11 protein-coding genes are annotated in these 12,649 nt (G+C 55.3%); 1 reads left to right on the top strand and 10 read right to left on the bottom strand.

Annotated features, from left to right (window positions below; all coding sequences use genetic code 11):
• The first annotated feature begins 62 nt into the window (after positions 1-62).
• Positions 63-1,076, top strand: coding sequence for a betaine--homocysteine S-methyltransferase (bmt, locus tag AC2FH8_RS02060; RefSeq protein ID WP_496687971.1), 1,014 nt, complete (start codon positions 63-65; stop codon positions 1,074-1,076).
• 5 nt (positions 1,077-1,081) lie between these two features.
• On the opposite strand, the gene AC2FH8_RS02055 is transcribed toward bmt, so the two are convergent.
• The 10 genes from AC2FH8_RS02055 to AC2FH8_RS02010 form a co-directional block, all read right to left on the bottom strand.
• On the bottom strand, positions 1,082-1,858 hold the full coding sequence (locus AC2FH8_RS02055) for an enoyl-CoA hydratase-related protein (protein WP_496687968.1): 777 nt from the start codon (positions 1,856-1,858) through the stop codon (positions 1,082-1,084).
• 71 nt (positions 1,859-1,929) lie between these two features.
• On the bottom strand, positions 1,930-2,388 hold the full coding sequence (locus tag AC2FH8_RS02050; RefSeq protein ID WP_142633979.1) for a cytochrome c-type biogenesis protein: 459 nt from the start codon (positions 2,386-2,388) through the stop codon (positions 1,930-1,932).
• Positions 2,385-4,349 (bottom strand): heme lyase CcmF/NrfE family subunit, encoded by a 1,965-nt coding sequence (locus tag AC2FH8_RS02045; RefSeq protein ID WP_142633981.1) that lies wholly within the window; start codon positions 4,347-4,349, stop codon positions 2,385-2,387. The genes AC2FH8_RS02050 and AC2FH8_RS02045 overlap by 4 nt, the downstream gene beginning before the upstream one ends.
• A gap of 75 nt (positions 4,350-4,424) precedes the next feature.
• Entirely contained in the window at positions 4,425-5,003 is a 579-nt protein-coding gene (locus AC2FH8_RS02040) for a holin family protein (RefSeq protein WP_281972146.1), read from the bottom strand.
• Entirely contained in the window at positions 4,994-5,605 is a 612-nt protein-coding gene (locus AC2FH8_RS02035) for a holin-associated N-acetylmuramidase (protein ID WP_281972147.1), read from the bottom strand. The genes AC2FH8_RS02040 and AC2FH8_RS02035 overlap by 10 nt, the downstream gene beginning before the upstream one ends.
• 121 nt (positions 5,606-5,726) lie before the next feature.
• Positions 5,727-6,173 (bottom strand): cytochrome c maturation protein CcmE, encoded by a 447-nt coding sequence (gene ccmE / locus AC2FH8_RS02030; protein ID WP_281972148.1) that lies wholly within the window; start codon positions 6,171-6,173, stop codon positions 5,727-5,729.
• 7 nt (positions 6,174-6,180) lie between these two features.
• The gene (gene argC / locus AC2FH8_RS02025; protein ID WP_496687962.1) at positions 6,181-7,209 is read right to left on the bottom strand and encodes an N-acetyl-gamma-glutamyl-phosphate reductase; all 1,029 of its coding nucleotides are present in this window, start codon (positions 7,207-7,209) and stop codon (positions 6,181-6,183) included.
• Positions 7,210-7,303: 94 nt separating this feature from the next.
• Positions 7,304-8,113, bottom strand: coding sequence for a glutamate racemase (murI, locus tag AC2FH8_RS02020; RefSeq protein WP_271946944.1), 810 nt, complete (start codon positions 8,111-8,113; stop codon positions 7,304-7,306).
• Between the two features lie 8 nt (positions 8,114-8,121).
• Positions 8,122-9,000: a lysophospholipid acyltransferase family protein gene (locus tag AC2FH8_RS02015; protein ID WP_271946941.1), complete on the bottom strand. Its 879-nt coding sequence runs from the start codon at positions 8,998-9,000 to the stop codon at positions 8,122-8,124.
• A 78-nt stretch (positions 9,001-9,078) separates the two neighbouring features.
• Entirely contained in the window at positions 9,079-12,498 is a 3,420-nt protein-coding gene (locus AC2FH8_RS02010) for an indolepyruvate ferredoxin oxidoreductase family protein (protein ID WP_496687959.1), read from the bottom strand.
• Positions 12,499-12,649: the final 151 nt, after the last annotated feature.

The following is a 12,649-nucleotide window of genomic DNA, read 5'->3' as shown; positions in this document are numbered from 1 at the left end:
CGGTCATGAGACACGGGGCGTCTCGCATTTTTAGCGCGGCTCGCCAGTTTCGGAATATTCTTATGACAAATGCGCTCAGCAAACTTCTGGACTCCAACACGACTCTTTTGGCGGATGGAGCAACAGGTACAAACCTATTCAACATGGGCCTGCAGTCGGGCGATGCGCCCGAGCTTTGGAACGTCGATGCACCGGATAAAATCCGCGCGCTCTATCAGGGCTCAGTAGACGCAGGCAGCGACCTTTTCCTGACCAACACATTCGGCGGGACATCTGCGCGTCTCAAACTGCACGAGGCTCAGAACCGGGTCGGTGAACTCAACCGCGCCGGAGCAGAGCTTGGCCGTGAGGTTGCTGACAAAGCCAACCGTCCGGTTATCGTCGCGGGATCGGTCGGACCAACCGGCGAGATCATGCAGCCTGTTGGTGCCCTGTCCCATGCCGATGCCGTGGAAATGTTCCACGAACAGGCGCAGGCATTGAAGGACGGCGGTGTCGATGTTCTTTGGGTCGAAACCATCAGCGCCCCAGAAGAGTTCAGGGCCGCGGCAGAAGCCTTTGCGCTGGTCGATATGCCTTGGTGTGGCACGATGAGCTTTGACACGGCTGGCCGCACCATGATGGGTGTCACATCCGCCGACTTTGCTCAGTTGGTTGAAACGCTCCCTAACCCGCCGGTTGCCTTTGGCGCAAATTGCGGGACTGGCGCGTCTGATATTCTGCGCACTGTCCTTGGATTTGTCGCACAAGGTACGGAACGGCCGCTGATATCAAAAGGCAATGCCGGTATTCCGAAATATGTGGATGGACATATTCATTATGACGGCACGCCGGAACTGATGGGCCATTATGCGACCATGGCGCGAGAGGCCGGCGCAAGCATTATCGGCGGATGTTGCGGCACAATGCCCGAGCATCTGCGGCACATGAGAGCTGCGCTTGACGGTGCCCCGTCCGGTATACGCCCAACCCTTGATCAGATCACGGACGCGCTGGGCCCGTTCTCATCCGCAACTGACGGGACTGGCGAGTCCGCCCTTCCGGAACGGCGCGTGCGTAAACGCCGCCGCGCCTGACAACCTCAACGCCCTTCGAATTTCGGGGGGCGTTTTTGCATGAAGGCAACGACGCCTTCGGAAAAGTCTCGGCTGCGGCCACATTCACCTTGCAGATGCGCCTCTGCCTCGAGCTGTTGCGGCAGAGTGTTTTCATAGGTGCCGCGAATAGCCTTTTTGATGGCGCCAAACCCTGAGGTTGGACCTTTGGCCAGATACATGGCCCGCTTGCGCCAATGCGCTTCGAATTCCGCGTCGGGAACGGCTTCCCAGATCAGGCCCCAGTCATCGGCCTGACGAGCACTGATCTTATCGGCAAAAAGAGCAGCGCCCATGGCTTTGGCGAACCCCATCTGGCGCGGCATAAACCAGGTGCCACCAGCATCGGGCAACAGGCCGATACGGGCAAAAGCCTGCAGGAAATAAGCACTCTCCGTCGCGATCACGATATCCGCGCATAGCGCCAGATTGGCCCCTGCCCCCGCAGCAGCGCCATTTACTGCGGCGATTGTTGGAACCGGGCAATCATAGATTGCTTCAAGCATGGGCTCGTATTCGTCGCGCAGCGTGCGCTCAAGATCAATCTTCCCGGTGCTTGAGGCATCACCTAAATCCTGACCCGAGCAAAAAGCGTTTCCCTTACCGGTCAAAACAATCGCGCGGGCATGGGTGGCAGCGTGTTTCATCGCGTGTGTGACTTCGGCCCGCAACTGAGCGGTCATTGCGTTCAACTTCTCTGGGCGGTTCAGAGTTACCACTGCCAGATCATCCGCAATGTCCAACAGGATCGCTTCGTATTCCATCCACCCCTCCAAGGTTCGCTGCGCCTGCGACCCTGCCTCAATTTCCAATGAAGGAAAAGGTGAACCGAAGGTCAATCTTTGAGGATTTCGCGTAATCGTTCTTTCTCGGCGTCGCTAAGGAGGCCGTCACCTTCCCTTCGGTCCTGTTCCGCCGATCTTTTGCGTAAAAAGCTGAAACCAGTCGCCACAGCGATCAAAAGCATGATCGGACCGGCCAGCCACAAAAGGATGTTCGATCCTGACGTTGTTGGCCTTAGCAAAACATATTCGCCGTAGCGATCAACGATAAAGTCAATCGCCTGTCCATCTGTGTCGCCGGCCACCAGGCGTTCGCGCAATAACAGGCGCAAGTCACGGGCCAATCCTGCATTGCTTTCGTCTATGCTTTCGTTGCGGCAAACCAGACAGCGCAAGCCAGAACTCAGATCCCGCGCCCTCTGTTCCAGGATCGGATCATCAAGCACCTCGTCAGGTTGGACAGCCATGCTTGGCGTTGCCAATAAAAGCAGTATCAGTAGAAACCGTTTCATTCCGCCGGAACCCCCTGCGTCGGCGTCTTGCGCGCGCCTGCCGCAACGCGAAAACGCCTGTCGCACAGGCTAAGAACGCCTCCGAGCGCCATCAGTAGGCACCCGCCCCAAATCCAATTCGCTAAAGGCTTGATATAAGTCCGCACGACCCAGCCACCATTTGCCTGCTGATCTCCAATGACGACGTAAAGATCCCTGAGAAACCGATAGTCAATCGCAGCTTCAGTCGTTGGCATCCTTGAAACTGGGTAGTCGCGTTTTTCCGGATGCAGTGTTGCGATTGTTCGACCGGCCTGTTCGACCTTAACATCGGCTGTGGTTGAGAAATAGTTGGGCCCCTCGACATTCCGAACCTGTTCAAGTGTCAGGGTGAACTGGCCAACCTCGAAGGGCTGCCCCGTCTGCGCAACGCGGATATCCTCGACCTCCCATGCGGTCAGCCCGGCGATGGCAAAGATCGTAACCCCCAGTCCGGTATGGGCTGCAGCCTTGCCCCAATCGGCACCGGGCAGTCTGAACAGACGCTGTAGGTTGTTTTTTCTTCCCGTACGGCTCCAAAGGTCCACTATTGCGCCAAATGTGATCCAGGCCCCCAGAAACAGCCCCACGGGTCCCAATGCGCTGCGACCGGTCTGCATGACCCAAACGAGCAAGCCAAGCGCAACCGCCAGAAGGAATGCGAACCGCAACGAATGCGCCGCCTTGCCAAGCTTTCCACGTTTCCAAGGAAGCATTGCACCAAGCGGTAATACAATCCCCAACGCAACCATGAACGGTGTGAACGCCGCATTAAAGAACGGCGCGCCGACCGAGAGTTTGCGATCAAATGCCATCTCGGCCACCATCGGCCACAAGGTTCCGAAGAACACAACGAAACAGCTGACCGCCAATAGAATGTTGTTCAGCACCAGGGCGCTTTCGCGGCTGACCATACCAAACACGCCCTTGGCCTCCATCGCTTGCGCGCGTGCCGCATAGAGTGTCAACGCACCGCCAATGAAGACCACAAGAATGATCAGGATAAACACGCCGCGTTCAGGATCATTGGCAAAGGCATGTACCGAAGTCAAAAGCCCCGATCGCACAATGAACGTCCCGATCAGCGAAAAGCCAAAGGCGATAATCGCCAGAAGGATGGTCCAGCTCTTCAGCGCTTCACGCTTTTCGACCACGATAGCAGAATGTAACAGGGCTGCCGCCAATAGCCACGGCATGAAAGAAGCGTTTTCGACCGGATCCCAGAACCAGAACCCGCCCCAGCCCAGCTCGTAATAGGCCCACCAGGATCCAAGCGCGATCCCAATAGTCAGAAAAATCCATGCGGCCAGCGTCCAGGGACGCACCCACCTCCCCCAAGAGGCATCCACGCGCCCTTCGATCAGCGCGGCCACTGCAAAGCTGAATGCCATGCTCAGGCCGACATAGCCCAGATACAGAAACGGCGGGTGGAATGCCAAACCTGGATCTTGCAATAATGGGTTGAGATCCCGCCCATCGAACGGGGCGATAATCAGACGGTCAAATGGGTTCGAGGTGAGCAGGATAAAAGCGTAAAACGCCACCCCTACGGCCGCCTGAACCGCCAGCACGCGCGCTTTGAGAGTCGGAGGTAACCCTGCGCCAAAAAAAGCGGCCATGGCCCCGAAAACTGCGACGATCAGGACCCACAGTAACATTGACCCTTCGTGGTTGCCCCACGTGCCGCTGATTTTATACAGCATCGGTTTGGCGGAATGGCTGTTTTCAACCACTATCCGCAATGAGAAATCAGAGGTGGTAAAGGCCCAGACCAACGCCGCGAAAGAGAAGGCGACTAACAGAAACTGTGCAATAGCGGCGGTTTCTGCAAAGGACATCCAGCCAGTCCACCGTTTCGCCGCCCCTATCAGCGGAATGACCGTCTGAACGATGGCGACGAGAAAGGCGAGTATCAGCGCGAAGTGACCAAGTTCTGTAATCATGGTCCCGCATATATTCCTGTTGAGGGACAATCACCAATCACTTTCGCCTCTGCCGGACGCACATAGTGTCGCGGGTCAGGCGGACCGACCCCGCCGCCAATCCTCGAGCGCAGGGTTGAAATCGGGTTTTAGGACCTCATCGGCCAAGCCTGCATCTGTCCCAGTATCAGCGACCCCAATCAAACGTTCCCGCATCTCTGCCAGTGTTTCGATGTTTTCCATAACTTTCGGAGTACGTGTCATCGTTGCCGAAATTTCACGCTGCAGATCCTGCACTTTGGTCTGGTGTCTTGCGCCGAAATAGAACGAGACGACCACGCCCAACAACCACCACAAGGGCTCAGGTACCAACGCAATCCCCTGCATCCGAGCGGCAAACCAAAGCGGATCGACCATAGCGGCGATAAACAGCCCCAATGTTCCCAAGGCCATGGCGGGGCGCGGCAGCCGGTTGAGCCCATCCATAAAACGGTCAAATGCACTTTTTTGAACCCGCTCGAACTCAGCCCTATACTGTTCCAGTACTCCCTGTTGTCGCGTCAGGTCGCGTTTAGCGCCCTGCTCAGCATTTTCACGAAAGACTTCGGTTGTTTCACGCACGACATTCCGACCCTCGCCAAACAAGAACGCAAATATTCCCGAGATCAGCCCCATTCAGAAACCCTCCTTTGAAACTCTGCGTCGCTAAGATGATAGGTCGGTGACAGGAATTCCTCGGCGCGTCGTATCCAGCCACCTTTTGCCCCAGACCGGGACCGAGCATATTTGCGAGAGGTTGGACGCCGTTCCGCTATCCGGAAATAATAGTTTCTCCTGGCAACGCCATAAGCATCCCGCAGCGCGACAGGGTCCGGTTCAGACGCAGCACTGCAAGCCTGCGCCGTCTGCGGGCCCACAACGCCATCTACGACGACATGATACCCCATTTCACGCAGCAAATATTGCATAATTTTAACAGCTTGAACGCCTGAATTCACGTACATGTCGAAAACAGATGGCTGCAGAATGTTAGGCAGTAGGTGTAATCGCGGTTTTGAGAAATAGTGGCGGATAAAGATTTCAACGGCCTGCGACCGGCTCAGCCGCCTTACATCGGATACATCAACCATCCCGTCCTGCGTCAGGTCCAGTTGCAATCTGCGCATGGTATGGACTGTTACGCCGAATTTTGTCGCTCCACCCGGATCGTCGGGGTCATCGACAAAACCACCTTCACGCGTAACTATCTGTTCCGCGATCTGCCGAACCGTCTGCATGTACTGTTCTCCAACTTGGGACAGACAGACGCTCGGACAATTCTGTTAATACAGCTAAAATAGAAAGGGCGCTGCATGTCGATCCACGCAACGCCCGAATTCCGATCTCAAAGCCTATGGCTCAGCTCTCGCCGGCCTCCTTGTAAATACCTTGTTCTTTCAACGCGTCCACAACCTCTTTTGGCATATAGGTCTCATCGTGTTTCGCAAGAATTTCTGAGGCTTCAAAGACTCCGTTTACGTAGCTTCCGGTACCAATCATACCCTGGTTTTCCGAGAACAAATCAGGCAAAACCCCAGTAAACGTGACCGGCACACTTTCGCCACCGTCCGTCACCACGAAACGCACGGTTTCCCCTTGCCCCCGCACGATCGAACCCTCTTCGACAAGACCACCGATCCGGAATATTTCAGTCGGTTTTGGTGGCTCTGCCATTACTTCACTGGGTGAGCGGAAGAAATTGATGCCGTCCTGCATAGCGTATCCGATCAACGCCGTAGACACTGCCAAAGCAACGATTGACAGAAGGATGATCTGAACGCGACGACGTTTCTTGAGCGTTTTCATTTGTTCCTCATGGGAAAAGTGGGGCCATCATCAGACCCGCAGTTTCAGCTTCACCTAACATCAGGTTAGCGTTCTGCAAGGCTTGGCCACTGCTACCTTTTGTCAGGTTATCCAGTGCTCCGATCACAATGGCGCGCCTCTCGATCCGGTCGCTGGCCACGCCGATATGGCAGAAATTTGAGCCGCGCACATGGTGGGTCGAGGGTGTTTCGCCAAATGGCAGCATCTGGATAAATGGTTCGCTTTCATAGGTTTTCACAAGCGCTTCATAAACGCTCGTGGGGTCACCTTTGACATATGTAGTCGCTAGGATACCCCGGTTTGCCGGAACCAGATGCGGAGTGAACTGAACATGGACCGGGCGCCCTGCAAGGGCAGAAAATTCTTGATCGAATTCCCCCAAATGCCGATGCGTACCGCCAACAGCATATGCGTTATACCCTTCGCTAAGTTCGGCATGCAGCAGGTTTTCTTTCAGCGACCGCCCGGCACCAGACACCGCGCATTTGAGGTCCAGAATGATGTCATCCAGATCAATGACGCCGGCCGAAATCAAAGGGCGCAAAACATATTGTCCGGTGGCGGCGTTGCAGCCTGTTCCGGCAACCAAGCGGGCCGTGCGAATTTGATCGCGATAAAACTCGGTCAGGCCGTAAACGGCCTCCTCCTGCTGCTCCAAAGCCGCATGAGGGTTGCCATACCATTTTTCATATTCCTCAGGGTCGCGTAGCCTGAAATCGGCGGACAGGTCGATGATTTTAAGGTCCTTCGACAGGTCGCGGATAACTTCCTGGCTGGTTTTATGTGGCAGCGCGCAAAAGCACAGGTCGATCCCTGAAAAGTCGATTTCTGAAATTTTGCAAAGAACCGGTAACTTCAGGTGCCTCAAATGTGGAAATACCTGCGCCATCGACTGTCCGGCTTTCCGCTCGGCAGAAAGTGCAACGATTTCCATATTCGGATGCTCGTCGATCAACCGAACCAGTTCAGCGCCGGTATAACCCGAAGCGCCCAGAATTGCGATTTTGTGGGTCATCTTGGACCTCTTGAAACTGTATGCCACTGTTCATGCCCGCCACTGTGACGGTCATGGGATTACGGGTTCTTTCAGGCCGCGTCTTTGACCAAAGTCAGACAGCCTCGAAAGTAATTTGTCGTCGGAGGAACTGGGTGGCGCGATCACTGACAACGCCTGGCTTACCAGTGGTCAGATAACCGCCCTTCGCCGCACCCTGCATATTCGGATGCCGCTGCAAATAGTCTGCCAGACTTTCGGCAACCAGATCACCCTGGCTGAACACCTCAACGTCGGGTCCCAAGGCCTTCTGAAACGCCTCAGCCATTAAGGGATAGTGCGTACAGCCCAGAATTGCGGCCTGAGGCTCTGGCATCTTGCGTTTCAGGGCGTCCACATGGCTTCGAACCAGCGCTTCGGCCAGGATCATGTCGCCTTCCTCGATGGCATCAACGACCCCACCGCAGGCCTGCGCCTCAACATCTACGCCAATCGCACGAAAGGCCAACTCGCGTTGAAACGCGCGACTGGATACGGTGGCCGGGGTCGCAAACAAAGCGACGTGTTTGACCGCGACTTCACGCGGCGGGCTGTTGTCACCCCATTGCCGCTCAGTCAGCGCTTCGATCAATGGAACAAAAACGCCCAAGACGCGCTTGCCTTGAGGCACGCCCTCTTCCTGCATCCGCCGCAAAGCAGCAGCGCTGGCCGTATTGCAGGCCAGAATCACCAGATCACATCCCCGGTTCCAGAGGTCGTTCACCGCACCCCGGGTCAGCTCATAGATATTCTCCACATCACGCACCCCGTAAGGCGCATGTGCGCTGTCCGCGTAATACAGGAAATCAACGTCGGGAAGACGTTTCTGCGCGGCGTTCAGAACGGTCAGACCGCCCAAACCAGAATCAAAAATGCCTACTGCCATTTGCCCCTTTAGGCGCGATGCCGTTCCTCAAATTCATAGCCATAGTCATAAGACTTTAGTGGCTTTGGGGACAGCTCATACGTTGCTTTGCGCAAGAAATCCATCATCTTGCGCGTATCCTTGGCCAACGGGTCCAGAACGTCGCGGCCGATGGGCTCTCCGATCACCACCTGGACCGGGGTATCAACGCGTTTTTTGAATTCCTTGATTAGCAATCCCATGCGCAATGTATTGTGCAGATGGCTGGCGATCTGAAACAGGCGTGAGGTATGACCGTCAAAAAAGACCGGCACAACTGTCGCGTCTGATTTGGCAACCATCCGCGCTGTGAAGCCACGCCAGCCCGGGTCCATCGGGTACGAGAAAGGCTTTGCCCCTGTGCTGACGGTACCGCCGGGAAATATGCCAATCGCGCCGCCCTCGCCCAGATAGTTCAAAGCTTTCTTGCGGGTCTCGAGGTTCTGCTTCATCGCAGCTTTTGTATCGTCGAATGAAATCGGCAGAACGACCCGATTCAGATCCTCTGCCTTACGAAACACATGGTTGGCCAGAATGCGAAAATCCCCACGCGTACTGGACAACATGTGCCCCATCATCAACCCATCCAGAATTCCATATGGGTGATTGGCAATCAGAATCAGAGGGCCATCACGGGGAATATTAGACAATGACCCGCCAACCACATCCAGAGACAAACCGTATCTCTCAACCATGACCGACCAGAAATCTCGCCCGTTGGCCACGTCTTTTTCGTACCCATCAGCACGCCTGATAAGGCGCAGGCGGCCTGTGGTGTTCTCCATAAGCTTGATGACCATCCGTCCGCTTTTGGTTTCAGCGGAATAGGCATAAGAAATGTCACGTGCAACATGGCGTCGCGAGGGCATGGAAGTCTCCGGTTTTGTACCTGCATTTTAAATGCAAGTAACAATTTTGCCTAGCTGTCGTGACACGGTTGTGACGAATTACTCGGCGGCGGCCTGTAATTCAGGTCCTCCGTTCCGTATCGTGGTCAACAATTCCTCTCTGCGTTTGGCGGCGCTCGCCTCATTCGCCTTAAGGACGGGTCCAAAACCTTTGATATCCAAGGGCAACTTAGCGAGCGCAATTACGGCATCCTTTGTTTGGATGGAAATCAGCGGAGTGATCTCTTTGAGATCACGCTCATATTGCTTGATCAGCGCGCGCTCCATTCGACGTTCGACACTATAGCCAAAGATATCCAGCGGAGTACCTCGAAGAACTTTTAGCCGAGACATGAATTTCAGCGGCTTCAGCATCCATTCGCCGAAACTCCGTTTGCGGGGTCGGCCATCTGGTCCTTTGCCACCAAGCAGCGGCGGGGCAAGGTGGAAAGTCATTTTGAATTCGCCATCAAATTCGGCGGCGGCTTTCTCCCGACTGGACAGTAACAACCGGGCCACTTCGTATTCGTCCTTGTAAGACAACAGCTTATGATACCCTTTTGCGACTGCATCACGAATTTCTGCATCCTCAAACGAGTCAACGATTTTGCGGTAGCGTTTCGCCAAACGAGCGCTTTGATACTGGGTCAGATGATCGGTGCGGAACGCGATGACCTGCTCTGGTGATTTAGGGAGGTCGGAAACACTTGGCCGTAGAATCTCATCGACTTTTTCCGGGTGTAGAACCGCCCAACGACCGATTTCAAAGGCTCTTTTGTTGCGTTCTACCGCCGTTCCGTTCAGATCAATGGCTGCAATCACCGCATCGAGGCTGACGGGTATCAGCCCGCGCTGCCATGCGGCCCCAAAAACCATCATGTTCGAATAGATTGAATCTCCCATCACTGCGCGCGCAAGCTCAGTGGCATCAAACAGGGAAACGTCTTCTTTCAATCGTGCTTGCAGCGCCAGTTCCAGCCTCTCACCAGGAATCCTAAACTTAGTGTCGCGCGTGAAATCACCGGTAACGGTTTCGTGGCTGTTGACCACCGCTCCGGTCTGACCCAAGCGTGTCAGGCCAAGTGTTTTGGCCCCGGCGGACACAACCAAATCACCACCGATCAATGTGTCGGCTTCACCCGTTGCCACACGTATTGCACTGATATCATCTGGCCGGTTGGCAATACGGCAATGAATATGAACCGCACCGCCTTTCTGGGCCAAGCCTGCCATCTCCATCATTCCGGCGCCTTTGCCGTCAATCTGGGCCGCCTGTGCCAGAATCGCCCCCAGCGTGACAACTCCGGTCCCGCCGATGCCGGTGATGACAACATTATGTGTGCCCACTATTTCAGGCAGCTCGGGCATCGGAAGATCGGGCAGATCAAGTTCGGTCGTCGCTTCTTTGCGAATCTTCGCGCCTTCCAGCGTCACAAAGGAGGGGCAGAACCCTCTCAGACACGAAAAATCCTTGTTACAGCTTGATTGGTCAATCGCGCGTTTCCGGCCAAGTTCGGTTTCCTTGGGAACAATCGAAACACAGTTCGATTGGATGCCGCAGTCACCGCAGCCCTCACAGACATCCGTATTGATAAAGACCCTTTTGTCCGGGTCGGGAAAGGTTCCGCGTTTACGACGACGGCGTTTCTCAGCGGCGCAGGTCTGGACATAGACGATGACCGAGACGCCCTCATAGGTGCGGAATTTCTCTTGCACAGTCATCAGTTCGGCGCGCTCAAAGCTCTCTACCCCTGCGGGTAAGGCTTTGAAGTTTACATCTTCTTTTTCGTCATAGACCAGCGCGACATGTGTGACGCCCATAGCCTTGACCTCGGCCGCGATCCTTTCAGCGGTCAGATCACCCTCATTGCCCTGCCCGCCCGTCATTGCGACCGCATCGTTGAACAGAATCTTGAAGGTGATGTTCGTACCCGCCGACAAAGCTGCCCGGATCGCCTGAACACCGGAATGGTTATAGGTGCCGTCTCCGAGGTTCTGGAACACATGATTGGTGGTCGAGAACGGCTCTTCCCCGATCCAGTTTGCCCCTTCGCCACCCATCTGAGTAAAGCCAAATGTGCTTCGATCCATCCACTGAACCATGTAATGGCATCCGATGCCTGCATAGGCCCGGCTTCCGTCTGGTACCTTGGTCGAACTGTTATGCGGGCATCCAGAACAGAAATACGGAAGGCGCGAGGCTATTTCCTCGGCATTGTCCGCCCGGCGCGCTTCGGTCAGCTTGGTCAAACCTGCGCGGACCCCGTCGGTATCGCGGCCTTCTTCAATCAGAATACCGCCCAGTTTTTCAGCGATCATGTTCGGATCAAGGGCACCGCGGGTGGGAAACAGCTCTTCCCGGTGCAGCGTCCCAGCACCGCCCTTGTACCAGCCATAGACTCGTCGACCACGGCGGTCGTCAAAGATCGCTTCTTTGACCTGAACCTCGATTAGCTTGCGTTTTTCTTCAACGATTACGATCAGGTCCAGACCCTCTGCCCAGTCGTGAAATCCGGCCATGTCCAGTGGGAACGTCTGTCCGACCTTATAGGTCGTGATGCCAAGGCGCTCGGCCTCGGCCTCATCAATATTCAACAAGGAAAGCGCGTGGGTAAGGTCCAGCCAGTTCTTGCCAGCGGCCACCAGACCTATCTTTGCGCCGGGTTTGCCCCAGACACGTTTGTCCATCCGGTTGGTCCGTGAAAACGTTTCAGCCGCAAAACGCTTGTAATCAATAATGCGCTCTTCCTGCAGATGAGGCGTATCGCCAAGCCGGATGTTCAGCCCTCCTTCGGGCATATCAAACTCGGGCACCACGACTTTCATGCGATCAGGGTTGCCATCAACGACCGAGGTCACCTCGATCGTGTCCTTCATGGTCTTGAGGCCGACCCAGACACCGGCGAACCGACTGAGCGCGAATCCGTAAACGCCGTAGTCGAGTATCTCCTGTACTCCGGCCGGGCTGACCACTGGCATGTACATATCAACCAGCGACCACTCGGACTGATGCAGCACGGTCGAGCTTTCGCCCGTGTGATCATCCCCCATGGCCATCAGAACGCCACCATGTGCCGCCGTCCCTGCCATATTGGCATGGCGCATCACGTCGCCTGACCGATCTACACCAGGTCCTTTTCCGTACCACAGACCAAAGACGCCATCGAACTTGCCGTCACCCCTTAACCCGGCCTGCTGACTGCCCCAAAGCGCGGTTGCCGCAAGATCCTCATTCAGACCGTATTGAAAAGTGACATCGCTTTCTGTCAGCTGTTTCTGCGCGCGCATCATTTGCTGGTCGACCGCTCCAAGAGGCGATCCGCGGTATCCCGTCACCAATCCCGCAGTGTTCAGACCCGATTTCGTGTCGCGCGCCTTTTGCATCAGCATAAGGCGCACAAGCGCCTGAGTGCCGTTCAATAGAACCGTGTTTTTGCTTAAGTCGAAACGGTCGTTCAAAGAAATTTGTGGCTTACTCATCAAACGCCTCCCCTCGTCAGATCAGTGTGCTTCATCTGCTTCCATATTAGGTCATAATAACTGACCTGCCTAGAGCTTATCCTCTGAAACGCAAGGATTTCGCCGTTTGAATGTGGAAGTTGTCACCTATTTCATATAGGCGTTCGGCAGG

The organism is Ruegeria sp. CDSC025 (assembly GCF_059610805.1).
The sequence above is the reverse complement of the archived record's forward strand: the minus strand, read 5'-3'. Positions and strand labels throughout refer to the sequence as shown.

Coding starts and splice junctions, on each gene's coding strand:
- AC2FH8_RS02015 (WP_271946941.1), bottom strand. CDS start 9,000: ATGCCCTCGCGACGCCATGTTGCACGTGACATTTCTTATGCCTATTCC.
- AC2FH8_RS02035 (WP_281972147.1), bottom strand. CDS start 5,605: ATGCAGACGGTTCGGCAGATCGCGGAACAGATAGTTACGCGTGAAGGT.
- AC2FH8_RS02040 (WP_281972146.1), bottom strand. CDS start 5,003: ATGGGGCTGATCTCGGGAATATTTGCGTTCTTGTTTGGCGAGGGTCGG.
- murI (WP_271946944.1), bottom strand. CDS start 8,113: ATGGCAGTAGGCATTTTTGATTCTGGTTTGGGCGGTCTGACCGTTCTG.
- argC (WP_496687962.1), bottom strand. CDS start 7,209: ATGACCCACAAAATCGCAATTCTGGGCGCTTCGGGTTATACCGGCGCT.
- ccmE (WP_281972148.1), bottom strand. CDS start 6,173: ATGAAAACGCTCAAGAAACGTCGTCGCGTTCAGATCATCCTTCTGTCA.
- AC2FH8_RS02050 (WP_142633979.1), bottom strand. CDS start 2,388: ATGAAACGGTTTCTACTGATACTGCTTTTATTGGCAACGCCAAGCATG.
- AC2FH8_RS02010 (WP_496687959.1), bottom strand. CDS start 12,498: ATGAGTAAGCCACAAATTTCTTTGAACGACCGTTTCGACTTAAGCAAA.
- AC2FH8_RS02045 (WP_142633981.1), bottom strand. CDS start 4,349: ATGATTACAGAACTTGGTCACTTCGCGCTGATACTCGCCTTTCTCGTC.
- bmt (WP_496687971.1), top strand. CDS start 63: ATGACAAATGCGCTCAGCAAACTTCTGGACTCCAACACGACTCTTTTG.
- AC2FH8_RS02055 (WP_496687968.1), bottom strand. CDS start 1,858: ATGGAATACGAAGCGATCCTGTTGGACATTGCGGATGATCTGGCAGTG.